The 21,831-nt window shown below is 65.6% G+C and carries 23 protein-coding genes, 1 tRNA gene and 1 pseudogene; 7 read left to right on the top strand and 18 right to left on the bottom strand.

The window, feature by feature from the left end; all coding sequences use genetic code 11:
- The first annotated feature begins 66 nt into the window (after nucleotides 1-66).
- Both fba and AT700_RS02780 read left to right on the top strand, forming a co-directional pair.
- On the top strand, nucleotides 67-1,131 hold the full coding sequence (gene fba / locus AT700_RS02775; protein WP_003084964.1) for a class II fructose-bisphosphate aldolase: 1,065 nt from the start codon (nucleotides 67-69) through the stop codon (nucleotides 1,129-1,131).
- Between the two features lie 65 nt (nucleotides 1,132-1,196).
- Nucleotides 1,197-1,679 carry a hypothetical protein gene (locus AT700_RS02780; protein WP_003113228.1) on the top strand — a complete coding sequence of 161 codons (483 nt, stop codon included), beginning with the start codon at nucleotides 1,197-1,199 and terminating at the stop codon, nucleotides 1,677-1,679.
- A gap of 1 nt (nucleotide 1,680) precedes the next feature.
- Here AT700_RS02780 and AT700_RS30095 read toward each other — a convergent pair whose 3' ends face one another.
- On the bottom strand, nucleotides 1,681-2,106 hold the full coding sequence (locus AT700_RS30095; RefSeq protein ID WP_003101606.1) for a YybH family protein: 426 nt from the start codon (nucleotides 2,104-2,106) through the stop codon (nucleotides 1,681-1,683).
- Between the two features lie 229 nt (nucleotides 2,107-2,335).
- Between AT700_RS30095 and AT700_RS02790 the strand changes: the two genes are divergently transcribed.
- Nucleotides 2,336-3,103, top strand: a complete 768-nt coding sequence (locus tag AT700_RS02790) for a class I SAM-dependent methyltransferase (protein ID WP_003101607.1) — start codon at nucleotides 2,336-2,338, stop codon at nucleotides 3,101-3,103.
- On the opposite strand, the gene AT700_RS02795 is transcribed toward AT700_RS02790, so the two are convergent.
- Complete coding sequence (locus AT700_RS02795; protein WP_003117945.1) at nucleotides 3,100-4,278, bottom strand: NAD(P)/FAD-dependent oxidoreductase; 1,179 nt, start codon at nucleotides 4,276-4,278, stop codon at nucleotides 3,100-3,102. The two genes, AT700_RS02790 and AT700_RS02795, sit on opposite strands and share 4 nt — an antisense overlap.
- A gap of 112 nt (nucleotides 4,279-4,390) precedes the next feature.
- Between AT700_RS02795 and AT700_RS02800 the strand changes: the two are divergent.
- Nucleotides 4,391-4,878 (top strand): annotated as a pseudogene (locus AT700_RS02800) (M48 family metallopeptidase).
- Nucleotides 4,879-4,885: 7 nt separating this feature from the next.
- Here the strand turns inward: AT700_RS02800 and AT700_RS02805 are convergent.
- From AT700_RS02805 to AT700_RS02815, 3 genes are all read right to left on the bottom strand, one after another.
- Nucleotides 4,886-5,581: an HAD family hydrolase gene (locus AT700_RS02805; RefSeq protein WP_004346443.1), complete on the bottom strand. Its 696-nt coding sequence runs from the start codon at nucleotides 5,579-5,581 to the stop codon at nucleotides 4,886-4,888.
- A gap of 128 nt (nucleotides 5,582-5,709) precedes the next feature.
- Nucleotides 5,710-6,063 carry a DUF805 domain-containing protein gene (locus AT700_RS02810; protein WP_003084974.1) on the bottom strand — a complete coding sequence of 118 codons (354 nt, stop codon included), beginning with the start codon at nucleotides 6,061-6,063 and terminating at the stop codon, nucleotides 5,710-5,712.
- A 177-nt stretch (nucleotides 6,064-6,240) separates the two neighbouring features.
- A complete protein-coding gene (locus AT700_RS02815) occupies nucleotides 6,241-7,152 on the bottom strand; it encodes an AraC family transcriptional regulator (protein WP_003113225.1) in 912 nt (303 codons plus the stop codon).
- A 117-nt stretch (nucleotides 7,153-7,269) separates the two neighbouring features.
- Here AT700_RS02815 and AT700_RS02820 point away from each other — a divergent pair, with 117 nt between their 5' ends.
- Nucleotides 7,270-7,608, top strand: coding sequence for a carboxymuconolactone decarboxylase family protein (locus tag AT700_RS02820; RefSeq protein WP_003084980.1), 339 nt, complete (start codon nucleotides 7,270-7,272; stop codon nucleotides 7,606-7,608).
- Here the strand turns inward: AT700_RS02820 and AT700_RS02825 are convergent.
- Nucleotides 7,598-8,113, bottom strand: coding sequence for a hypothetical protein (locus AT700_RS02825; protein ID WP_003117947.1), 516 nt, complete (start codon nucleotides 8,111-8,113; stop codon nucleotides 7,598-7,600). The two genes, AT700_RS02820 and AT700_RS02825, sit on opposite strands and share 11 nt — an antisense overlap.
- 187 nt (nucleotides 8,114-8,300) lie before the next feature.
- On the opposite strand from AT700_RS02825, the gene AT700_RS02830 reads away from it, so the two are divergent.
- Nucleotides 8,301-8,459 carry a YqaE/Pmp3 family membrane protein gene (locus tag AT700_RS02830; RefSeq protein WP_003084988.1) on the top strand — a complete coding sequence of 53 codons (159 nt, stop codon included), beginning with the start codon at nucleotides 8,301-8,303 and terminating at the stop codon, nucleotides 8,457-8,459.
- 9 nt (nucleotides 8,460-8,468) lie between these two features.
- Here the strand turns inward: AT700_RS02830 and AT700_RS02835 are convergent, their stop codons facing one another.
- The 5 genes from AT700_RS02835 to impA all read right to left on the bottom strand — a co-directional run bounded on the left by AT700_RS02835 (nucleotide 8,469) and on the right by impA (nucleotide 13,340).
- The gene (locus tag AT700_RS02835; RefSeq protein WP_003084991.1) at nucleotides 8,469-8,927 is read right to left on the bottom strand and encodes a DUF6985 domain-containing protein; all 459 of its coding nucleotides are present in this window, start codon (nucleotides 8,925-8,927) and stop codon (nucleotides 8,469-8,471) included.
- Between the two features lie 15 nt (nucleotides 8,928-8,942).
- Entirely contained in the window at nucleotides 8,943-9,413 is a 471-nt protein-coding gene (locus tag AT700_RS02840) for a hypothetical protein (RefSeq protein WP_003099612.1), read from the bottom strand.
- A 13-nt stretch (nucleotides 9,414-9,426) separates the two neighbouring features.
- Nucleotides 9,427-9,774: an SMI1/KNR4 family protein gene (locus tag AT700_RS02845; protein WP_003113222.1), complete on the bottom strand. Its 348-nt coding sequence runs from the start codon at nucleotides 9,772-9,774 to the stop codon at nucleotides 9,427-9,429.
- Nucleotides 9,764-10,378: a DMP19 family protein gene (locus AT700_RS02850; RefSeq protein ID WP_003118887.1), complete on the bottom strand. Its 615-nt coding sequence runs from the start codon at nucleotides 10,376-10,378 to the stop codon at nucleotides 9,764-9,766. Before AT700_RS02850 ends, AT700_RS02845 begins: the two co-directional genes overlap by 11 nt.
- 190 nt (nucleotides 10,379-10,568) lie before the next feature.
- Nucleotides 10,569-13,340: an ImpA family metalloprotease gene (impA, locus tag AT700_RS02855; RefSeq protein WP_019371402.1), complete on the bottom strand. Its 2,772-nt coding sequence runs from the start codon at nucleotides 13,338-13,340 to the stop codon at nucleotides 10,569-10,571.
- Nucleotides 13,341-13,439: 99 nt separating this feature from the next.
- On the opposite strand from impA, the gene AT700_RS30100 reads away from it, so the two are divergent.
- A complete protein-coding gene (locus AT700_RS30100; protein ID WP_152959728.1) occupies nucleotides 13,440-13,583 on the top strand; it encodes a hypothetical protein in 144 nt (47 codons plus the stop codon).
- A gap of 204 nt (nucleotides 13,584-13,787) precedes the next feature.
- On the opposite strand, the gene AT700_RS30400 is transcribed toward AT700_RS30100, so the two are convergent.
- From AT700_RS30400 to rpoD, 7 genes are all read right to left on the bottom strand, one after another.
- Nucleotides 13,788-13,913, bottom strand: coding sequence for a hypothetical protein (locus AT700_RS30400; protein WP_003160853.1), 126 nt, complete (start codon nucleotides 13,911-13,913; stop codon nucleotides 13,788-13,790).
- Nucleotides 13,910-14,245 (bottom strand): nuclease-related domain-containing protein, encoded by a 336-nt coding sequence (locus AT700_RS02860; protein ID WP_003115346.1) that lies wholly within the window; start codon nucleotides 14,243-14,245, stop codon nucleotides 13,910-13,912. The genes AT700_RS30400 and AT700_RS02860 overlap by 4 nt, the downstream gene beginning before the upstream one ends.
- A gap of 92 nt (nucleotides 14,246-14,337) precedes the next feature.
- Nucleotides 14,338-15,459 carry a Fic family protein gene (locus AT700_RS02865; RefSeq protein ID WP_003113218.1) on the bottom strand — a complete coding sequence of 374 codons (1,122 nt, stop codon included), beginning with the start codon at nucleotides 15,457-15,459 and terminating at the stop codon, nucleotides 14,338-14,340.
- A gap of 258 nt (nucleotides 15,460-15,717) precedes the next feature.
- Nucleotides 15,718-15,855: a hypothetical protein gene (locus AT700_RS02870; protein WP_003113217.1), complete on the bottom strand. Its 138-nt coding sequence runs from the start codon at nucleotides 15,853-15,855 to the stop codon at nucleotides 15,718-15,720.
- Between the two features lie 154 nt (nucleotides 15,856-16,009).
- Nucleotides 16,010-16,086, bottom strand: a tRNA-Ile gene (locus AT700_RS02875).
- Between the two features lie 16 nt (nucleotides 16,087-16,102).
- Entirely contained in the window at nucleotides 16,103-19,840 is a 3,738-nt protein-coding gene (locus tag AT700_RS02880) for an EAL domain-containing protein (protein WP_048520732.1), read from the bottom strand.
- A gap of 106 nt (nucleotides 19,841-19,946) precedes the next feature.
- On the bottom strand, nucleotides 19,947-21,800 hold the full coding sequence (gene rpoD / locus AT700_RS02885; RefSeq protein WP_003085035.1) for an RNA polymerase sigma factor RpoD: 1,854 nt from the start codon (nucleotides 21,798-21,800) through the stop codon (nucleotides 19,947-19,949).
- Between the last annotated feature and the right edge of the window lie 31 nt (nucleotides 21,801-21,831).

Raw genomic sequence — 21,831 nt, forward strand, 5'->3', positions numbered from 1 at the left:
CGGGCCTGCCCCTGCGGCAGGCTTCTGAATCACTGAACGACCCCGCGATTGGGAGATACGAGAACCATGGCACTCATCAGCATGCGCCAGATGCTGGATCACGCCGCCGAATTCGGCTACGGCGTGCCGGCCTTCAACGTCAACAACCTCGAGCAGATGCGCGCCATCATGGAAGCGGCGGACAAGACCGATTCGCCCGTGATCGTCCAGGCTTCCGCCGGTGCTCGCAAATACGCCGGCGCGCCCTTCCTGCGCCACCTGATCCTCGCCGCGATCGAAGAATTCCCGCACATCCCGGTGGTCATGCACCAGGATCACGGCACCAGTCCCGACGTCTGCCAGCGTTCCATCCAGCTGGGCTTCAGCTCGGTGATGATGGACGGCTCCCTGCGTGAAGACGGCAAGACCCCTGCCGACTACGACTACAACGTCCGTGTGACCCAGCAGACCGTGGCGTTCGCCCATGCCTGCGGCGTGTCCGTGGAAGGCGAGCTGGGCTGCCTGGGTTCCCTGGAAACCGGCATGGCCGGCGAGGAAGACGGCGTCGGCGCGGAAGGCGTGCTGGACCACAGCCAGTTGCTGACCGATCCGGAAGAAGCCGCCGACTTCGTGAAGAAGACCAAGGTCGACGCCCTGGCCATCGCCATCGGCACCAGCCACGGCGCCTACAAGTTCACCAAGCCGCCGACCGGGGACACCCTGTCGATCCAGCGCATCAAGGAAATCCACGCGCGCATCCCGGACACCCACCTGGTGATGCACGGCTCTTCCTCGGTACCGCAGGACTGGCTGGCGATCATCAACGAGTACGGCGGCGAGATCAAAGAGACCTACGGCGTGCCGGTCGAGGAAATCGTCGAGGGCATCAAGTACGGCGTGCGCAAGGTGAACATCGACACCGACCTGCGCCTGGCCTCCACCGGTGCCATCCGCCGCTTCCTGGCGCAGAACCCGAGCGAGTTCGACCCGCGCAAGTACTTCTCCAAGACCGTCGAGGCCATGCGCGACATCTGCATCGCTCGCTACGAAGCCTTCGGCACCGCCGGCAACGCTTCCAAGATCAAGCCGATCTCCCTGGAAGGCATGTTCCAGCGCTACGCTCGCGGCGAGCTGGATCCGAAGGTCAACTAAGCGCCTTCGTTCGAACGGGAGCCCCGCTGGTCGGGGCTCTTGCACATCCGCCCCGGGGAAATCCGATGCGCCGCTGGCTCCTTACCCTGCCGTTCCTGCTGCTGGCCGGTTGCGCTGGCCTGCACGCGCCGTCCCGCGACGTCGAGGAGGCCGCGTCGCCGAGCGTAGCGCGCGATCCCGCCGACCCGCAGGATTGCCTGGCGCGCAGCGACTGCACGACCAAGACTTCGCGCACCCTGCTGTTCGTCTTCGACTATGCAGAGGCCGGCGGCGAACTGGTGGTGCGCGACGGCCGCCAACTGGAAACCCCGCCGGCGCCGCAACGCTCCACCTGGCCGGCGTTGCGCATCCAGCTGGCCGAGCCGGTCAACGGTCGCTTCGAGTTCGAGAGCCCCTGCCTGCGCAAGAGCGGCAAGGGTTGCCGCTACAGCCAGGCTATGCTGCTGAAGGTCTACCGCAGCTACCTGGTCGGCAAGCCTTGCTCGCTGCTCAGTCCTCGCGCAGTGAAACGCTGCGTCGACCCGGCGGCGACCGCCGCGCGGCGCTGAGTCAGGGCTGCAGGTCGAACAGCGCCTTGCCGTCCATGTCGAACGGCGCCGAGAAATGCTCGTGGATCACCTTCCAGCCGTCGCCGTGCTTGCGGTAGCCGGCGCTGACCCGCATCCACGAGGAGTGCGGCTGGCCGTCCGGGCCGGTGCCGCCGCAGTGGCAGAGGTAGTGGGCGAAGGCGACCTGCGGGTCGGCATGGATCTGCAGTTCGGCGATATCGAAGGTCATCGGTCCTTTGCACATCTCGGTGCAGGCCTGCCAGTGCTTCTGGTAGGCGTCGCGCCCCTTGAATTGCAATTGCAGGATGGCGTCGAAGGCGACGATGTCCTCCGCGTAGTACGAGACGATGCGCGGAACGTCGCTGGCGCGGACGGCGGCTCGCCAGTCTTCGATCAATTGGCGGATGGCGCTGACTTCGCTGCTCATGGCTGACTCCTGGTTGTGGCGGGGGACGCCGGCGTGTGCCGGGATGCTTTTACCCTGGTCGTCGGGTGGGCCTTCGGATCGACAATAGCCTCTTCCCCGAGAGGTCCACGAAGCCCCTGACCAATGGCTGCGAGCCACGCCGCGCAAGGCTTTGAACCGTTCGTCTGGAATTCGTGGGAAAACCGCTGTGCTATACCTCGGGCTTTCCCTGCCGCCCAGGAGGTCCCTCATGTCGTCCGTACACAGCGCCGCCCAGCAAGGTTTCAGCGCCGAGGCCCAGCGTTACGCCCAGGGCCGGCCCGAGTATCCGGAAGCGCTCTCCGACTGGTTGCGCGATGCCCTTGGCCTGCGTCCGCAGACCGTCGCGGTGGACCTCGGCGCCGGCACCGGCAAGTTCACCCGCCTGCTGGCCCGTACCGGCGCGCGAGTGGTCGCGGTGGAACCGGTGGATGCGATGCGCGCCCAGCTTGCCGAAGCCTTGCCGCAGGTCCAGGCGCTGGCCGGTAGCGCCCAGTCGATTCCGCTGGCCAACGGCTTCGCCGACGCCCTGGTGTGCGCACAGGCCTTCCATTGGTTCGCCACCGTGGAGGCGCTGGAGGAAATGCGCCGCGTGCTGACGGCGGAAGGCAGGCTGGGGCTGGTGTGGAACGTGCGTGACGAGTCGCTGGATTGGGTCGCCGAGATCACTCGCATCATCACCCCCTACGAAGGCGACGCGCCGCGCTTCTACAAGGGCGACTGGCGTCGGCCGTTCGAGCGCGCGCCCTTCGGACCGCTGCGCTTGTCCACCTTCGCCTACGAGCATGTCGGCCCGCCGGAGCAGGTGATCGTCTCGCGCTTCCTTTCGGTGAGCTTCATCGCCGCCTTGCCGGAGACGGAAAAGAACGCCGTGGCGGCGCAATTGCGCGAGCTGGTCGCCAGCCATCCGGCGCTCAAGGGGAGGGAGCAGGTAGCGCTGCCCTATCGCACCGAGGCCTATCTGGCCGAGGCGCGCTAGGCGTACTGCCCCGCCGCATAACCCGAGGCCCAGGCCCACTGGAAGTTGAAGCCGCCGAGGTGGCCGCTGACGTCCAGTACTTCGCCGACGAAATACAGCCCCGGCGAGCGCTGCGACTCCATGGTCTTCGACGACACTTCGTCGGTGCTCACCCCGCCCAGGGTCACTTCCGCGGTGCGGTAGCCCTCGGTGCCCGAGGGCGTGACCCGCCAGGCCGAAAGCTGCCCGGCGATACCCGCCAGTTCGGCCGGGGTGTACTGCTTCATCGGCTTGGAGACGAACCAGCGGTCGGCCAGCAGTCCGGCGAGCTTCTTGGTGAATAGCTCGGCGAGCAAAGTCTTCAGCTCGCTGTTGGGACGCTCGCGCTGTTGCTGCGCCAGCCATTCGTTGGCGTCGTGGTCCGGCAGCAGGTCGATTTCCAGGGTATCGCCCGGTTGCCAGTAGGAGGAAATCTGCAACATCGCCGGGCCGCTGAGGCCGCGATGGGTGAACAGCAGGTTCTCGCGGAACGCCTGGCCGTTGCAGCTCACCCGGCAATCCACGGAGGTGCCGGAAAGCTCGGCACACAGCTCCTTCAACTGGTCGGTGATGGTGAACGGCACCAGCCCGGCGCGGGTCGGCAGCACCTCGTGGCCGAACTGGCGCGCCACCTGGTAGCCGAAACCGCTGGCGCCGAGGGTCGGGATCGACAGGCCGCCGCTGGCGATCACCAGCGACTCGCAGCGCATCTCGCCGGCGCTGGTACGCAGGCGGTAGCCGGCGTCGTCGCGGGCGATCTCTTCGATCGAGGTGTCCAGCAGGATTTCCGCTCCGGCCTCGGCGCATTCGCGCAGCAGCATCTCGAGGATGTCGCTGGACTTGTTGTCGCAGAACAGCTGGCCGAGTTTCTTCTCGTGGTACGGCACCTGGTGCTTGGCCACCAGGCCGATGAAGTCCCACTGGGTGTAGCGGGCCAGCGCCGACTTGCAGAAGTGCGGGTTGCGCGAAAGGAAGTTGGCCGGCTCGGTGTACAGGTTGGTGAAATTGCAGCGCCCGCCGCCGGACATGAGGATCTTCTTGCCGGCCTTGTTGGCGTGGTCGAGTACCCGCACGCGGCGCCCGCGCCCGGCCGCCGTCATCGCACACATCAGCCCGGCCGCCCCGGCGCCAACGATCAGCACATCTGTACTTGCCACTGTCCCACTCCGCTCATCGGAAACGGCGCGCATATTACCCGAAGCGGCGGTCGGCCGCCGGAGCTCCCGACGCGGTACACTGGGCGTTTTCCGCGAACCGCCGGACCCGTGCATGATCCCCCTCAAGTACCTCCAGGCCTATCCCGCATCGCTGCAGGACCAGGTCCGCCAGCTGATCGCCGAGAACCGCCTGGGCGAGTACCTCGAGCGCCGCTACCCGGGGCGTCACGATGTGCAGAGTGACAAGGCGCTGTACGCCTACACCATGAACCTCAAGCAGGAACACCTGCGCAACGCGCCGGGCCTGGACAAGGTGCTCTACGACAACAAGCTCGACGTGGTCCAGCGTGCCCTCGGCCTGCACACCGCGATCTCGCGGGTGCAGGGCGGCAAGCTCAAGGCGAAGAAGGAAATCCGCGTGGCGTCCCTGTTCAAGGACGCCGCCCGGAGTTCCTGCGGATGATCGTCGTCCACGAACTCGCCCACCTGAAGGAAAGCGAGCACAACAAGGCGTTCTACCAGCTCTGCCAGTACATGCTGCCGGACTATCACCAGTTGGAGTTCGACCTGCGGGTGTACCTGACCTGGAAGAGTCTCTGACGCCCGGTTACGGCGTTCCCAGCGTCACTCGGCTCTCGCGGCGCAGGCGCGCCACGGTCTCCGGCAGTTCGCGCATGTGCTCGACGATGGCGATGGCGCCCAGCTCGCGCAGTACCTCGGCGTGCCCGGCGGGAATGTGCCCGGCGCCGACGAAGCCGATCACCCGCATCCCCGCGGCGAGGGCGGCGCGGGTGCCGGTGCTGCTGTCTTCCACCACCAGGCAACGCTCGGGGGCGACGCCGAGCAGGCTGGCGGCGTGCAGGTAGACGTCGGGTGCGGGCTTGGGCAGGGCGACCATATCGGCGCTGGCCAGGCGTTCGCCGATCAGTTCGCTGAGCCCGGCGCGCGCCAGCGAGCGCTCCAGGCTGTGGCGGCGGCTGTTGGAGGCCACCGCGACGGGCAGGTCCAGGGCCAGCAGCGCCTCGCGTGCGCCGGGAATGGGTTGGACCTGGGCGACCATCTCCTCGCTGCGCTGGCGCACCTCGCGGTTGAAGCTGTCGGGGATGCGCAGGCCGAAGTGCTTCTCGACGCGATCGAGGATGTCGCGGCTGGTCAGGCCGAAGGTGCCTTCCAGCAGGCGCTGCAGCTCCTCCAGCGGCGCGTAGGCGCTGAGCGCCTCGTACATCACGCGCTCGGCGATGACCTCGCTGTCGACCAGGACGCCGTCGCAGTCGGAAATCAGTGCGTCGATGGGGTGGGGCATGGGCTACCTCGCTGCGGGCGTTGGCGCAGGGCGCCGGAGTGGGAGCGAGGCATTCTAACCCCGGTCAGGGGCGGGAAGGGAAACAGGGAGAGGGAGAACGCCGGGCCGTGCGGCCCGGCGGGAAGGAATCAGGCGATGCCCTTCGGGTTCTGGCCGTACTGGTTCTGGCCGGCGTCGCTGTCCTTGGCCAGCAGGTAGATCAGGTACAGGCCGACGATCGGGATCAGCGCGATCAGCATCCACCAGCCGCTCTTGTTGATGTCGTGCAGACGCCGGGCGGTGACGCCCAGGGCCGGCAGCAGCACGGCGAGCGAGTAGAGATTGGCGATCGGCAGGAGCTTTTCACTGATCAGGCCGAGCACGACGCTCAGCGCGACGGAGATGATGATGTTCACCAGGGTGAACATCCAGTATTCCTTGCGACGGGCACGCCCGTTGAAGTCGAAGTAGTGTTCCTTCACGCATTTCAGAAACCATTCCATGTTTGCCTCCTGGGCGTACTGGTAAAGCGGGAGAGTGGGTGCCGCGACAAGTACCCCCGCGCCTCCTTGCCGGGAAAGCACAGTGTAGCCGTACTGTCAGTGAATTCGTACAGGATGTTGCGAAAATCATTCACATTGCATAGCAGCGGATCGCCGAAATGTGCGCCGGTAGCGCTTTCAGCGAGCGGAGTCGGCCTGGCGGCGGAAACGGCCCGGCGATTCGCCGAAGGCCTGGCGGAAATTGCGGGAAAACGCCGCCTCCGACTGGTAGCCGGTCTCGGCGGCGATATCCAGCAGGCTCTTCTGCGTTTGTCGCAGCAGGCCGCGAGCCTTCTCCATGCGGATGCGGGTCAGCAGGTTCCACGGCGAGGTTCCGCCGAGGGCGGAGAAGGCGCGGACGAAACTGGCCCGCGACATCGCCGCCTGCTGGGCAAGCTGTTCCAGGGTCCAGGCATGCTCCGGGCGTTCCAGCATGGCCCGCAGGGCTCGTCCCAGGCGGGCGTCGCCCAGCAGGCCGAACAGGCCGTCGCCCAGCGGTTGGCGGTCCAGGTAGGCGCGCAGGGCCAGGGCGAACAGCGCGGTGGCCAGCGCGTCGATGATCGAGCGGGCGCCGCTGCGGGTGCTCTCGGCTTCCTCGCGCATCAACCCGATCAGCGCGCGCAGGGGCTGCTGGGTCGACTCGTCCATATGCACCAGCAGGCGCTCGGGGAGCGCGCCGAACAGGCTGGCGCCGGCGTGATAGCGGTAGCTGCCGCAAAGCATGTCGAGGGCCTCGCCGGGGCCGTTCAACTGGTACAGCGGGATGCTGCCGCGGTGCTCTACGGTGGGTTCGCAGGGTTGCGCCGGGCTGTCGCTGCGCAGGAGGTGCGGGGTGCCGCGTGGCAACAGGATCAGGTCGCCGGGATGCAGGTCGAGGCGACCGCCATCGAGGAATTCGCAATAGCAGGTGCCGGCCATGACGATATGGAAGGTCGCCTCGCCGGGCACCGCTTGCGGGTGCTCCAGCGCCCAGCTGCCCTGTAGCTGGCAGCGCTGGTCGAGGCGGCCCTGCAGGTTGGCGAGCTGGATGAGCCGGTCGAGTGGGTCCATGGGATGAGCCGATCAGGTCGAAAGTAGAGACGCATGGGCAGGCGGCGCGGTCCAGACTGGTCGAGACTGGTAACCCGACGCGCCACTCCCGGCGCGAAAGCAACGGAGAATATCACCATGCTGAACAACTGGACCGAGTTCGTCCCCGCCGTGAAAAAAGCCTTCGGTGCCCTGGGCAAGCAACACCCGAAGATGCTCGCCGCCTATGGCGCGCTGGAGGAAGCCAGCGCCGAGGGCGCCCTGGATGCCAAGACCCGCGAACTGATCTCCATCGCCGTGGCCATTACCACCCGTTGCGACGGTTGCATCGGCGTGCACACCGAGGCCGCGCTGAAGGCCGGCGCCAGCGAGGCGGAAATCGCCCAGACCCTGGCTACCGCCATCTCCCTGAATGCCGGCGCCGCCTATGTCTATTCGCTGCGCGCGCTGGAAGCCTACGACCAGTTCAAAAAGTGAGGCCGTACAGGCGCTGCAGGTAGAACAGCAACCCCAGCCAGGCCACCAGGGCCAGCCAGCCCAGCCCCAGCAGGCCCTTGCGCAGCAGCGTCGAGGGCCTGCCGTGGAGCAGGTCGACCAGGCTCAGCACGCCGCCGAGCAGCAGCAGGCCGAGCAGCGCCTGGGTGTACTGGGCGAAACTCGGCGACAACGCCTCGTCGCCGTGGGCGGCATAGTTGTACAGGTTCCAGGCGCAGATCAGCGTCGCCGGCAGCAGCGCCAGCAGCGCGCCGAGCCAGCGCCCGCGGACATGCAGGAGGAAGCCCGCGAGCAGGCCGACCAGCCCGGTACCCAGCGGTAGCAGCGCCAGGCCCTGGCTGAGGTAGACCAGGTCGACGCCGTCGGCGAGCGCCATCGGGGTGACGAAACGGTAGCTGCCGCTGGCGCAGAGCAGCACCGAAAGCAGCAACAGGGCGTAGCCCGGCAGGTACGGCCAGAAGGCGGGACGCGGGGGCAGGTCGGACATGGATGTTCCTTGCGGGTTGTCCGCTCGCATGAGCGTAGGCTCAAGCGTACCGCTGCGCGTGACAGGCGGCGAGTACCGTTGCGGTTGAACCCTCCGCGAATGGCGGGAGTCAGTCATAGGGTGACGCGAAAAAACGCCGGCTCACGCGCCGGACACCGTATCGACCCTGGACCAAGGAGTTCCGTTCATGGACCTGATCCGCATCCTCATCGCCATCCTCCTGCCGCCGCTGGGCGTGTTCCTGCAAGTCGGCTTCGGCGGCGCCTTCTGGCTGAACATCCTGCTCACCCTGCTCGGCTACATCCCGGGCATCGTCCACGCGGTGTACATCATCGCCAAGCGTTGAGGCCCCTGCTCAGGCGTAGTTCCATGGTTCCTTCACGGTGAAGTCCCGCCACGGGTCTTCGCCGTGGAAGGGGCCGACATAGAGCACCTCGCCGCCCCGGACGATCCATTCCATACCGTGTTCGCGGTCCCATTCGCAGTTCAGCGACAGGTGGATCACCGCTTCGTCGCCCTGTTCCGGGTCGGGCACGATCAGCTCGCCCGGTTCGATCCGTTCCAGCACCCCGCGCGCCGGCGCGACTTCCTCCGCAGACTCGCCCAGCCGCTCCAGGCGCGCGGCGCGGTAGCGCAGGCTGGCGGCACAAAGCCGCTCGACCACGGCGTCATCCAGTTCGTCGAGGGCTCGGGCGCAGCGCCAGGCGTAGGCGTCGTCGGCCTCGTTCTCGATGAACAGGCTGATGTAGCGCCGGTACAGGCGCCAATACACTTCGCCCATGTTCGCATCGTCCAGGTTGCGGATCAGTTCCATGCGTGGTCTCCCTGTTCAGCAGCGTTCGGTGAGGGCGATGCCACGGCCGTCGCCGAAGCCATCGTGTACGTGCAGCCATAGCGGGATCGGCCAGGCCCAGCCGCCGGCCTTCCACCAGCACTCGGCGAACCAGGCTTGCAGCGTATCGGCGAGCAGGTCGACGCCGCCGAAGCCGTCGGCGAAATAGGCTTCGTCGAAATCCGGGGCATGTCCCAGGCCGAGCGCCAGGTCCAGCGCCTTGCCGGGAAACAGGCGCGGGTCGCTGGCGTCCACCCGGTTGCTGGCGCCATTCAGGTACAACCACGCTTCCGCTGCGTCGCGTCCGTCCTCGCCGAGGAACAGTTGGATCTCGCCGTCGCGCAGTCCTTCCTCCAAGGGTTGCCGGAGCAGCTCGCGCAGGCGCTGGATCACGCCCGGCGCGGCGCGTTGCAGGTCGCGGCGGTAGCGCTCGCGGAATTGTTCGGGGCTGAGGCCGAAAGGAATCATGGGCGTTTCTCCGTCATTCGGGCAGGCAGGGCCCGGCTTCCAGCCAGGCCTCCAGGCTGGGTGCCAGGGGTTCGAAGCAGTCCGGCGTCATCGCGCCATGGTCGACCAGGAACAGCGCCTGCCGGTGATCGTCCAGGGCCATCACCACGGCGCGGCCGCCGCTGTCGTCGCCTATGGCCAGGTAGCCGGGGCAGTAGAGAGAGGTTTCGAAGGCCCGGTTGCGTTCCAGCAATTCGTCGGCGGCGTAGAGCAGCAGGCCCGGCTCGACGAGGCGGCCGCCGTGCTGCTCCAGAGCGGCGACGAAGGCAGCCGGCAGCGGTCGTCCGAGCCAGGCCTCTAGGGCATCCAATTCAGGCTTCATCGGGCTCGTCCAGGGCGAACAATGCATGGTGGCGGGCATGGGCCAGCAGGCGTTCGCCCAGCGCGTCGGCCAGGGCGTAGAAGCGCGTGTCCAGCGCATCCAGGGCCGCTTCGCAGTCGCGGTCGGGTTCATCGGCCCAGGTCGGCATGCGCAATTGGCGTTCGGCCTGGGAGACTGGCACCGGACCGTCGCCGAACAGCAGGGCGGCGGCTCGCTCCAGCAGGGCCAGGGCGTCCTCCGCCTCCAATTCGCGAAGACCCGCGCGCGCCGCCTGGTACTGGTCGCCGGAGGAGTTGCCGAAGTACTGGTCGAAGCCGCCGTTGTGCACTTCGCCGCTGAGCACGCTCACTGCGTAGTAGCTCCGTTCGGCCGGCGACAGCCCGGCGAATCCCTCGCGGCCATCGTAGACGCGATTCACCAGCGCGCTCCAGTACAGCGCCTGCGGACTCGCCAGGTAGCGCCGTCGCTCCGCGTGGAAGCGCTTGCCATCCTCGATGTTCTGCCGGTAGCCGCCCTTGCAGGGCATGCACAGTCCGTCGTTCCTCGCCGCCGTGGTTGGGAGGATGAGATGGCCGCAGGCGCGGCAGGGAAGGCGGTCGGTCATGAGCGGTCCTTGCTGGTGGAAGGGGCTCATTATTGCGCAGGATCGTTCAGCTTGAACGACAGTTTGGCTTGCCAGCCTGGCACGGCATTGCCCGCTGGCATGGCCGACCCTCTCTCCCGTCGGGGAGAGGGGCATGAGGACCGGCGCGGAGCGAGAAGCATCACCCCGCGCCAGCCCCCTCAGCTACGACTCACGGAAACGGCCACGCCGGCGACCCCTGGCTCATGTCCAGAAGCTTCACCGTGCTGTATTCGTTGGTCCGGTTGTTGGCATAGAAGAACGCCGGCTGCTCGGCGAAACCGTAGGCCGCCACCTGCGCCTGGGCCGCTGCCGAGGTACGGATGCCCCATAGCGCGAAGGTTGGCCGCTGGTCGCGCTGGGTCAGCCAGGACAGGCCGAGCAACAGGTTGTCGTTGCCGTCCGTGCTGCTGGCATCGCCGCTGTTTCCCGGGCGCTGGGCGTAGGTGCCGTAGCCGAGAGCGGCCTTGTTGGCGTCCCAGTCGGACTTGTCCACCTGGCGCTGGTGCAGGTAGAGCAGGGTCCAGATATCCCAACCCTGCAGCGGATCGCTCTTCAGGTCGGCCCAGTAGTGCACCCACTGGGTATAGAAGGCCATTCGCTCGCCGTTCAGCGCGTAGGTGCCCGGGTCTTCCCACAGGCGCTTGTATACGCCTGCCAGCGGATCGGCCTCGGCGCGTCCGGCGACGATCAGGTTGTAGGCGTTGCGGTAGTTGACCCGCGTATCGTCGAGGTTCTGCCCGAACTCGCGGAGCACGCGCCAGTCCTTGTGCAACGGGAATATCTGGTTGGAGATCTCGCCCGAGCGCCCGCCGTAGACCTTCAGTCGATTCACTTGCAGGTTGTGGCCCAGCTCATGGCTTTCGCCCCAGCCACGCGGGTTCAGGCCCCAGGTCTGGTCGTAGGGGTTGCCGCTGCAACCGCCGCCGCACTGGGCGTACTGGTCGACGTTGATGTGCTGGGTGCCGGGCAGCTTGTGCAGGGTCTCGCTGTCGCAGTCCCAGCCGCGCGCCGCGCATTCCTGCTGGATTGCCGGAGTCTTCGCCTGGTTGGGAATGGCGAAGCCGGCCAGGGTGTAGGCGTCGTCGATGAACACCTCGTTCAACTCACGGATGAAGCGCTGGACGTCGCCGCCATAGTCCTTGTCGATCGAGCCACGGACCTTCTCCACCTTGGCGTGGACCTCCACCGAGCCGCTGCGGATCTCCAGCCAGTCGGCCTTGTCGGCGTCCAGCGCCTGGATGAAGTCGGCAATCGCCTGGCTGCTGTCCTCGCCCGGCTGGATGTCGAGGAACGGCTGGCTGGCCGCGCCGGTTACCTTGACGGTTACCGTCTGACCCGGCGTGGCGCCGCTGTAGACCAGTTGCAACAGGCCGCCGTAGGGCGATACCAGCGCCACCGACTGGTTTGCCTGGAGCTTGATGTCCGGGCTCTTGAGGAAGCGCGGACGGTCATACTGGCGGGTATTCCACAGCCGCGTCGAGCCGATGCGCTGGGTGTTCAGGCCGACCGCCAGGCTGGCCTGGCCAGCGTCTTCGATGCGGATGCTCAGGCGCTTGCCCGGCGCCGCCATGCGGCCGATGGCGGTGAAGCCCTGGGCCGACGGCAAGGTGAGGGTCAGGGTTTCCTCCGAGCCCGATACCGGCATCGACTGTTGGCGCTGGCCGGCGTAGCTGCCCAGTTCCTTCTGCGCCGCGCCGGCTTCGCGCACGTAGCCGACGATGGCGTCGGCGACGAAGGTTTCCTGGAAGCGCGCCGTGTCGGCGGCCTTGTCCATCGGGTAGCGGATGTTCTGCCGCACCGCGTCGGCCCACAGCAGCCAGAGCCGCAGCGAGGTGGTGCCGGGCAGGGCGAAGAGGTTCTGCGCCTTCTGGTTGTAGGCGTCGAGGGCGCCTTTCAATACATCGACGCGCTTGCTGAAGTCGCTCAGTCCCGGCACGTCGTCGCAGGTGGTGCGACCGACGTAGGAGGTGCATTTCGACCAGTCGTAGTCCGTGCGCCAGCTACCGTCGACGATCTGCTGCACCAGCGCCGGGTCCTGGCCATAGGCGCCGCCCAGCTCGACCGAACGCGTCCGGGTGCGGCTGGATGGCACCCTGTCCTTGTCCCAGTAGTTGCCGCCGTAGGGGCCTTCCTGCAGGCCCAGGCCGGCGAGGATCTGCTGGCCGGTGCTGCTCTGGTTCCAGCCATTGGTGTGCACGAAGAGGATCGGCAGCCCGGCCTGTAGCCGTGCGCGCACCGTGGCGCTCAGGCTAGCGGCGCTGGCGCCGTTGCCCAGTACCAGCAATTTGCTGGTGCTGGCGCAACTGGCGTCGGTCAGCGCGTTGCAGGCGGCGTCCGCCGGTTGCAGGCCGGCGCTCTTCAGGCCGTTGAGAGTGGCGGTCTTGTCCACCCCGACCACGCTGACCTTGAAGTCCTTCGCAGTAGCCGCGCCCGGGTCGCCGTTCACCAGCCACTGCACCGCCCGCTTCAGCAGCGGTGCGTGGGCGGCATTGGCCCCGCTCAGTTGGGTGAGCACGTTGGTGCCATAGGCCAGCCCGCGGCCGCCGGCCTCCAGGCTCAGGCTGGCGAGCACGCGCCCCTTGTCGCCAATGAGGAAGGGCAGGGTATTGTCCGGGTTGGCCGGCAGGACCCACATGCTGGCGGCGCCAGGATCATAGGCTTGGCTGAGGTTCTGGTAGAGACCGTCGAGCAACTGGGTGCGGGTCTGGCGGATGCGCTCGACCTGCTGCTGCAGGCGCAGGGCGACCAGGTGGCTGTCGGTCAGTTGCGAGGAATCCCCGCTGACCAGTGCCGCATCGAGGATTTCTTCCTGGGTGGCCGCCTGGGCGGACAGCGCGCCAGCCAGGCAGAAACCGGCCAGCAACGCTCGGTGGCGAGGGATGGGTGAGCGACTCATGTTCTCTCCTTGCAGTGAGGGAAATGCAGTGGTGGACAGGCTCACAACTGGCGCTATCGGCCCGTGGAGGGCGGCATATTGTTATGGGTGCGCCGGGTATCGCGTCGAACAGGGAATGGGCCTCGGACAATGCCGGAAATACGCATGGGCGATCCGCTGCATCGAACGAGTCAAGGCGAGAGGAGCATGTTGGGAAAGGCGGAAAAACTATCTGTTCTGGTTGTTTTTGAACTGCGTCTGATTATTTTGATTTTATTTTTACCGATTGTTCGAAGCGCTCTGGAATAGGCGCTCCAGCGTTTCCTGTGACGAAACGATCCAGACTTTGGTTAGGGGCTTGGAAAATACCGAGGATGTACTTCCAGAGCTGTCGATGGAGTTGGAAGTTGCAGTTTCATGAAGGTTTAGGTACTTCGAAGTTACCGCGTTGGCGATGGAATCGATATCGTCCGGTAGTGCCTTCGGAAGTGCCTGATAAGTGCCTTCCCACGCTCAGGCGGCGAACAGAGCCGCCACGTCCATCGGATTCCGCTCCGCCAGCGCCAGTTCGCCTTCGCCGAAACTTGCGCTGCTGCCGCCGACACCCTGCGATTGATCGCGCAGTGGCGGGCGATTCATGCCAAAGCCTGTGACCTGCAGCACGGCTCGCCGATGCAACGGTAGAGACCTATCGGCAGGTGCTGGAAACCTGCCGTTTCCAGCACGAAGATGCCGTAGGGTGAGAGAAATACGTGGTCGATCTGTGTCGTGCCGTCCGGCGTGTTCAGGGTGACGTTGTGCAGGCGGCGGTAGGTGTGCCTGTCCAGTTGCCAATGGGCGAACAGGCGCACCAGCAGTTCACCGATCTGCCCCTTGGCCCAAGGCGATTTGAGCAGGCCGATCAGCAGGGCTGCCGGGATAAACCAGGTCAGCATGCCCCAGACCTGGGCGACTATCGGGCTGTAATCCACTTTCTTCCTTGAGCCGAGCTGCTTAATGGAGAGGCGACCATTATCCTATGGCGCGATGACGCATCAAGGACTGGTGAGCCCGGTGCAGGCGCTCAGCGTGCTATCTGGTAACGGGTGCTACGCCCTCTGCCGGGCAGTCGCTCGATGCAGCCCTTTTCCAGCAGGTCGCTCAGGTGGCGGGTCGCGGTGGCTTTGGAAACCTTGGCCACAGCTTGGTATTGCGCCGCACTGATGCCCTCCTCGAACCCCCTTTCGCCGCCATCGAGCAGGCGGTTAAGCACTTTGACTTGCTCCGCCGATAGGGTTTGGCTGCGGTGTGCCTGCCAGAAGCGCGCCTTGACCAGCACGCGGTCGATACGAGCAAGAGCCTGCTCCAGGCTGTTGAGCAACGTCGCGAGAAACCATTGCAGCCAGTTGGTGATATCCAGCGTGCTTTTCTGACTTGCTTCGAGAATGCGGTAGTAACCGGCGCGGTCGTCGAGGATGCTCGCAGACATGGCGTAGAAGCGAATGGCTTGCTGCTCGCCCTGAGCCAATGCCAGATCGGTGATAGCGCGGGTGAGGCGACCGTTGCCGTCGTCGAAGGGGTGCAGGGTCACGAACCAGAAATGGGCGATGCCGGCGCGCAGAAAGGGATCGAGGCTGGCATCGCGGCGGCTGCTCTCGAACCAGGCGAGAAAGTCCGCCAGTTGCGCTTCCAGCCCCGCGCGGGGAGGGGCTTCGAAATGGACTGTCGGGCGGTCGATGCGACCGGAAACCACCTGCATGGGCTCTTCGCCACGCAGTGCACCGATGTGTAGCGGTCGAGTCAGCAGTTGCTCATCGGTGGGGAATAACCAACGGTGCCAGGTGAACAGTCGCTGTTCGTCTAGCGGCTCTTGATGTGCGTGGGTGGCATCGAGCAGCAGTTCCGCCAGGCCTTCGGAGCGAGAGGTGGTTCGACCTTCTTCGTGCAATCCCAGTCGCCGTGCCAGTGATGAGCGCACCGAACCGACATTCAGTTGCTCTCCCTCAATGGCTGAAGAGGTGACGATGTTCTGCAGCATGGCATCCAGGCTGCTCTGCACTTCGGTGTCACTCCCCACGGCACCGAGCATTCCTAACAAACGACCCTGAGCCTGGCTACAGGAGCGCAGCAGTGGTGCAAGCGCTTCGGCTTGCCAGTTGAACTGCGGCCAGTCGGGCTGCTGCCAGATCCAGAGTGGGTCGTTCATAAGGGATATTCATGAGCCGATTAGAGAGCCTATTCGGCTCATTTTGTGAGCCGATAATGGCAACTATTCGGCTCACTGTCTAATTCTCAAGCTGGGTTGATAGCTTGATGAGCATGCCTGTTCAGGGTGACTGAGTCAGCTAAAGCGCCTGTTTCAGCACGTCAAAAACCTTGTGGACAGAGGTCGGCCGTACCCCTTGGGCATCGATAAAATTTGATGCAGGGACATGTAGCTCTCGGGCTACAAAATGGGGGCAGGTCACATGCGCTCGGAGCCGCAGTGCTGGATGTACACGCCGCGTACCATCTCGTCTTCGGTGCGGCGTGCCCAGTCTTCGGCGTCGCGCTTGGTGCGGAAGGTTTTTTCGTTGGTCGGCCAATCCGTTTTGCGGCCCACGGGAAGGGGGGGACGACTGTTGCCATCAGATAAGGACTCCAAAGGCAAACTGGCTAACCAGTACTGTACCGACTTTGTACCTTTTGGCCATGGAGTCGTTTATGAGGCCACTACCCTAGAAAGCGCAAAGCCGCGCAGTGCGCGGCTTTGAAGGTGGTGGGCCCACACGGACTCGAACCGTGGACCAAAGGATTATGAGTCCTCTGCTCTAACCGACTGAGCTATAGGCCCCCAGAAGGTCGGCGGATTATACCGGCGCTTCTCGGGGAGCGCCAATCGGCTGGCGCGGTTTGAGGAATTTGCTGGCGAACAGCTCGGCGGGCAGCGGCGGACTGAGGACGAAGCCCTGGATCTGCTCGCAGCCTTCGTGGGTGAGGAAGCTCTGCTGACCTTCGGTTTCCACGCCTTCGGCGATCACCGTGAGCTGCATGCTGCGGCCGAGGGCGATGATGGCGCGGGTGATGGCGGCATCGTGGGGATCGTCGGGAAGGCCGCGGATGAACGACTTGTCGATCTTCAGGATGTCCAGCGGCAGGCGCTTGAGGTAGCTGAGCGAGGAGTAGCCGGTGCCGAAGTCGTCGATCGCCAGCTGTACGCCGAGGCGCTTGAGGCCGTGGAGGACGGCGAGGGCCTCCTCGGTCTGGTTCATGATGAAGCTCTCGGTGATTTCCAGTTGCAGCCGCGACGGTTCCAGGCCGGACTGCTCCAGCAGTTGCTCGAGGCGTTCGATCAGTTGCGGCTGGCCGAGCTGGGCGCCGGCGAGGTTGACCGACAGCGGGCCGAACGGCGCGTGCAGCTTTTGCCATTCGCCCATCTGCTGGCAGGCGTGTTCCAGCACCCAGTCGCCGAGGGGCAGGATCAGGCCGCAATCCTCGGCGAGGGGGATGAAGCGCTCCGGGGAAATTTCCCCGAACAGCGGATGGTACCAGCGCACCAGTGCCTCGGCGCCGACCAGCAAGCCGCTCTCCAGGCTCAGCTTGGGTTGGTAGTAGAGCTGCAACTCGTCGCGCTCGAGGGCGCGGCGCAGTTCGGTTTCCAGCGCCATGCGCTCGGTGGCCAGGTAGGTCAGTTCGCGGGTGTAGTACTCGATGCGGCTGCGGCCCCGCGACTTGGCGCGGTACATGGCGGCGTCGGCGTTCTTCACCAGGGTCGGGGCGTCGTCGCCGTCCTTGGGGAACAGGGCGATGCCGACGCTGGCGCTGACGAAGAATTCATGACCGTCGGCCTGGAACGGCGCGGTGAAGGCATTCAGCAGCTTGCGCGCGACGTGCTCGGCGTCGCTTTCCTGGTGCAGGCCGGGGAGCAGGATGATGAATTCGTCGCCCCCCAGGCGGGCCACGGTATCGACGTCGCGCAACTGGTCGCGCAGGCGTTCGGCGATGGCCTTGAGCAGCAGGTCGCCGATGGGATGGCCGAGGCTGTCGTTGATGTGCTTGAAGCGGTCCAGGTCGATGAACAGCACGGCGCCGGGACGACTCTCTTCGCGGGCCTCGTCGAGGGCGTGATTGAGCCGGCTCTCGAACAGCAGGCGATTGGGCAGGCCGGTGAGCGGATCGTGGTGGGCCTGGTAGTCGAGCCGGGCCTGGGCGTATTTGAGGGTGGAGATATCGGCGAAGACGCCGACGAAGTGGGTGATCTCGCCCTGCGGATTGTGTACCGCGCTGATGGTCAGCCATTCGGGGTACAGCTCGCCGGTCTTGCGTCGGTTCCAGATCTCGCCCTGCCAGTGCCCGTCGCGCTCCAGCTGGTTCCACATGGCGAGGTAGAAGCTGGAGTCGTGTTGTCCGGAGGAGAGCAGGCTGGGCGAGCGTCCCAGCGCCTCCTGCTCGCTGTAGCCGGTGATCTCGCTGAAGGCGCGGTTGACCGCGGTGATGCGTTGGCGGGTATCGGTGATCATCACGCCTTCGGCGGTGCTTTCGAAGACGGTGGCGGCCTGCTGCAGCTTCTCCTGCATGAGCTGGCGCTCGGTGATATCGCGGGCGATGGTCAGCACGCAGTCCTCGCCATCGATGCTGATCCGGTGGGCGGACATCTCGCACTGGCGGATGCCACCGTTGCGGTCCCGTATAGGGGCGGTGAAGCCCTGGGTCAGGGTGTGGTGGCGTACCAGCGAGATCAGGCGCTTGCGGTCCTCGGTGTCGACCCACAGGCCGAGTTCGAGCGTGGAGCGGGAGATGACCTCGTCGCGGCGGTAGCCGGTGAGACGGGTGAAGCCTTCGTTCACGTCGATCAGCGTGCCGTCTTCGAGGCTGCTGATCAGCAGACCGTCGGGGTAGGCATGGAAGGCGTTGGCGAACTTCTCCTCGGAGATCCGCAGCAGTTCCTGGGTCTCCACCAGGTGGGTGATGTCGCGGATCACCACCACCAGCGCCGGGGTCTGGTCGAGGGCCACGTGCTGGGCGCTGAGCAGCGCGCTGAAGGTACTGCCATTGCGGCGCCGCAGGGGCACCTCGAGGTTGGTCAGGTTGCCGTGGCCGAGCTTTTCCAGGACCTGCGGGCCCAGGCCGGGGAGTGCCCAGATGCCCAGTTCGGTGGCGGTCTTGCCGATGGCGTCGTCGGCGGCGATGCCGATCTGCTGCTCGAAGGTGCTGTTCACCGCGAGGAAGCGGCCGTCGGCGCCGTTGGCCAGTACCACCATGTCCGGGCAGTGGTGGAACACCGAAGCGAACTTCTGTTCGGACAGGCGCATGGCCTGCTCGGTGAGCTTGGCCTCGGTGATGTCGATCATCAGACCGCGCAGGAGCAGGTCCCGGCCTTGCGTGATCGGGGTGACCAGATCGCGAATCCAGACTACCCGGCCGTCGGCGGCGAGCATCCGGTAGTCGAAGCTGTGGTCGCGTCCGGCCTGGCTTTCGCTCATGCAGTAGTGGATGGCGTACTCGGCGTCCATGGGGTGCAGGGTCCGCTGCCAGAAGCCCGGCTGCAGCCATTCGCCGAGGGGATAGCCGAGCAGGCGTTCGGCGTGGGGCGAGACGTAGGTGAAGCGGTTCTCCTCGAGGCGCATTTCCCAGGCGATGGCATTCAGGCTTTCCACCAGTCCCCGGTAGTGCTGTTCGCTGTCGCGCAGTTCGCGCTCCAATTGCCGCCGGCGATTCACCTCGCGGCGCAGGCGGCGGTTCATGGCCAGCAGTATGGCGACCGAGACCAGGATCAGCAGGACGATGGGAAGACCGTAGGTCGCCATCTCGCGCCAGGCCGGACGTCGGTCGAGCAGGCCGCCGACCCAGGGGGCCTGGAGTCGCTCGATCTCCTCGGCGCTGAGGTCGGCGAGGACCTTGTCGACGATCCCGGCGAGGATCGGTTGTCCGCGCGGCACGGCCATCGCCAGTTGGTAGCGGTATGGCGTCTCGCCGCTGATCTCCAGGCCGTTGAGCTTGAGCTGGCGGAGGTTCCATACGCTGGAGGCGAAGTCGCCGACGAAGGCGTCGGCCTGGCCGGTGGCCAGCGCCTGCAGGGCTGCCGCTACCGAAGGCAGCGGCAGCAGGGTGAGGTCGGGATGCTGGGCGATCAGCAGTTCGTGAGGAGCATAGTGGTCGACCACCGCGACCTTGAGTCCGTAGAGCTCGTCGATGCGCTTCGGCATCGGGCCGTTCTTGCGTGCCAGGATGATGATCGGGAAGTCCAGGTAGGGCCGGGTGAAGCTCAGGTACTCCTGGCGCTCCGGGGTAGCCATGATGCCGGGCAGCAGGTCCAGCCGACCGTCCTTGGCCTGCTCCAGGACCTGCGTCCAGGTCTTTGGTTCGACAGGCGTCAGGCTGACGCCCAGGCGTTCCTGCAGCAGGCCGACGTAGCCGGCGGCGAGTCCCTGGTAGCGGCCCTGTTCGTCGCGGAACTCGAATGGCGGCCAGGAGGTATCCACGCCCAGGCGGATGCTCGGGTGCTCGGCCAGCCAGGCCCGTTCCTCGGGCGTGAGCGTGAGGGCGCCGGCCAGCCCCGGCCAGCAGCAGGCCAGACACAGGAGAAGCACGGCCTGCAGACGCTGCATGAGGCGGTCTCGCGGTGGACGGGAATATAAGCGGAAGTGTAGACGCCGGGCGGCGGGGCAAGCGGCAAAGAAAAACCCCCGGTTTTTCAGGCCGGGGGTTCGTTCGTCACTCGTCGAGGAAGGAGCGCAGGTGCTCGCTTCGCGACGGATGGCGCAGCTTGCGCAGCGCCTTGGCTTCGATCTGGCGGATCCGCTCGCGGGTCACATCGAACTGCTTGCCGACTTCCTCGAGGGTGTGGTCGGTGTTCATGTCGATGCCGAAGCGCATGCGCAGCACCTTGGCTTCCCGGGCAGTGAGGCCGGCGAGGACTTCGCGGGTGGATTCCTTGAGGCTCTCGCTGGTCGCCATCTCGATCGGCGACTGCATGGTGGAGTCCTCGATGAAATCGCCCAAGTGCGAATCTTCGTCGTCACCGATCGGGGTTTCCATGGAGATCGGCTCTTTGGCGATCTTCAGTACCTTGCGGATCTTGTCCTCAGGCATGTCCATGCGCTCGCCAAGCTCTTCCGGGGTGGGCTCGCGACCCATTTCCTGGAGCATCTGGCGGGAGATGCGGTTGAGCTTGTTGATCGTCTCGATCATGTGCACCGGGATGCGGATGGTGCGTGCCTGGTCGGCGATCGAACGGGTGATCGCCTGGCGAATCCACCAGGTGGCGTAGGTGGAGAACTTGTAGCCGCGACGGTATTCGAACTTGTCCACCGCCTTCATCAGGCCGATGTTGCCTTCCTGGATCAGGTCGAGGAATTGCAGGCCGCGGTTGGTGTACTTCTTGGCGATGGAAATCACCAGGCGCAGGTTGGCCTCGACCATTTCCTTCTTCGCCCGGCGAGCCTTGGCTTCGCCGATCGACATCGCGCGGTTGATTTCCTTGATCTCGGCGACGGTCAGCTCGACCTCGCTTTCCAGGGCCGCCAGCTTCTGCTGGTTGCGCAGGATGTCGTCGCGCAGGCGCTCAATGGCCTCGGCGTACTTCGGCTTGCTCTTCAGGACGCTGTCGACCCACTTCTCGTCGGTCTCGTGGTTCGGGAACAGGCGCAGGAAGTCGGCACGCGGCATGCGCGCGTCACGCACGCAGAGCTGCATGATGGCGCGTTCCTGGGCGCGCACGCCTTCCAGGGCGGAGCGCACGCGGGCGACCAGGGCGTCGAACTGCTTGGGCACCAGCTTGATCGGCATGAACAGCTCGGCCAGGCCGGTGAGTTCGGCGGTGGCCTGCTTGCTGCCGCGACCGTGCTTCTTCAGGGCCTTCTTGGCCTTGTCGAGCTGCTCGGAGACCGCGGTGAAACGCAGGCGGGCTTCTTCCGGATCCGGACCGCCGTCGCCTTCGTCGTCGCTGTCGCTGCTGTCGTCGCTTTCTTCTTCCTCGTCGTCCTTCTCTTTCGAGTCGGCGGAATCGTCCTTCAGGTTGACCGGCTCCACCTCTTCGGCGGGCAGGCTGCCGTCATCGGGATCGATATAGCCGCTGAGGACGTCGGAGAGGCGACCGCCTTCGGCGACGATGCGATTGTAGTCGGCCAGGATGCTGTCCACCGTGCCCGGGAACTGGGCGATGGCGCTCATCACTTCGCGGATGCCTTCCTCGATGCGCTTGGCGATTTCGATCTCGCCTTCGCGGGTCAGCAGTTCCACGGTACCCATTTCACGCATGTACATGCGCACCGGGTCGGTGGTGCGACCGATGTCGCTTTCCACCGCGGCCAGGGCCGCTGCGGCTTCTTCCGCTGCGGCTTCGTCGGTATCCGCCTCGGCCAGCAACAGGGCATCCGCATCCGGGGCTGTCTCGAATACGTTGATCCCCATGTCGTTGATCATGCGGATGATGTCTTCCACCTGTTCCGGATCGGAAATATCCTCCGGCAGGTGGTCGTTGACCTCCGCGTAAGTCAGGTATCCCTGCTCACGGCCTCGGGCGATCAACTCTTTCAGACGAGATTGCTGTTGCGCTTTTCCGGACATAACACCCTATCCACTGAAGGTCTTGGCGGGC

The organism is Pseudomonas aeruginosa, from assembly GCF_001457615.1.
GTDB lineage: Bacteria > Pseudomonadota > Gammaproteobacteria > Pseudomonadales > Pseudomonadaceae > Pseudomonas > Pseudomonas aeruginosa.

Bases quoted from the DNA above. Each gene is read 5' to 3' on its own strand.
- fba (WP_003084964.1), top strand. From the start codon at position 67: ATGGCACTCATCAGCATGCGCCAGATGCTGGATCACGCCGCCGAATTC.
- AT700_RS02780 (WP_003113228.1), top strand. From the start codon at position 1,197: ATGCGCCGCTGGCTCCTTACCCTGCCGTTCCTGCTGCTGGCCGGTTGC.
- AT700_RS30095 (WP_003101606.1), bottom strand. From the start codon at position 2,106: ATGAGCAGCGAAGTCAGCGCCATCCGCCAATTGATCGAAGACTGGCGA.
- AT700_RS02790 (WP_003101607.1), top strand. From the start codon at position 2,336: ATGTCGTCCGTACACAGCGCCGCCCAGCAAGGTTTCAGCGCCGAGGCC.
- AT700_RS02805 (WP_004346443.1), bottom strand. From the start codon at position 5,581: ATGCCCCACCCCATCGACGCACTGATTTCCGACTGCGACGGCGTCCTG.
- AT700_RS02810 (WP_003084974.1), bottom strand. From the start codon at position 6,063: ATGGAATGGTTTCTGAAATGCGTGAAGGAACACTACTTCGACTTCAAC.
- AT700_RS02815 (WP_003113225.1), bottom strand. From the start codon at position 7,152: ATGGACCCACTCGACCGGCTCATCCAGCTCGCCAACCTGCAGGGCCGC.
- AT700_RS02820 (WP_003084980.1), top strand. From the start codon at position 7,270: ATGCTGAACAACTGGACCGAGTTCGTCCCCGCCGTGAAAAAAGCCTTC.
- AT700_RS02825 (WP_003117947.1), bottom strand. From the start codon at position 8,113: ATGTCCGACCTGCCCCCGCGTCCCGCCTTCTGGCCGTACCTGCCGGGC.
- AT700_RS02830 (WP_003084988.1), top strand. From the start codon at position 8,301: ATGGACCTGATCCGCATCCTCATCGCCATCCTCCTGCCGCCGCTGGGC.
- AT700_RS02835 (WP_003084991.1), bottom strand. From the start codon at position 8,927: ATGGAACTGATCCGCAACCTGGACGATGCGAACATGGGCGAAGTGTAT.
- AT700_RS02840 (WP_003099612.1), bottom strand. From the start codon at position 9,413: ATGATTCCTTTCGGCCTCAGCCCCGAACAATTCCGCGAGCGCTACCGC.
- AT700_RS02845 (WP_003113222.1), bottom strand. From the start codon at position 9,774: ATGAAGCCTGAATTGGATGCCCTAGAGGCCTGGCTCGGACGACCGCTG.
- AT700_RS02850 (WP_003118887.1), bottom strand. From the start codon at position 10,378: ATGACCGACCGCCTTCCCTGCCGCGCCTGCGGCCATCTCATCCTCCCA.
- AT700_RS30100 (WP_152959728.1), top strand. From the start codon at position 13,440: ATGGGCGATCCGCTGCATCGAACGAGTCAAGGCGAGAGGAGCATGTTG.
- AT700_RS30400 (WP_003160853.1), bottom strand. From the start codon at position 13,913: ATGAATCGCCCGCCACTGCGCGATCAATCGCAGGGTGTCGGCGGCAGC.
- AT700_RS02865 (WP_003113218.1), bottom strand. From the start codon at position 15,459: ATGAACGACCCACTCTGGATCTGGCAGCAGCCCGACTGGCCGCAGTTC.
- AT700_RS02880 (WP_048520732.1), bottom strand. From the start codon at position 19,840: ATGCAGCGTCTGCAGGCCGTGCTTCTCCTGTGTCTGGCCTGCTGCTGG.
- rpoD (WP_003085035.1), bottom strand. From the start codon at position 21,800: ATGTCCGGAAAAGCGCAACAGCAATCTCGTCTGAAAGAGTTGATCGCC.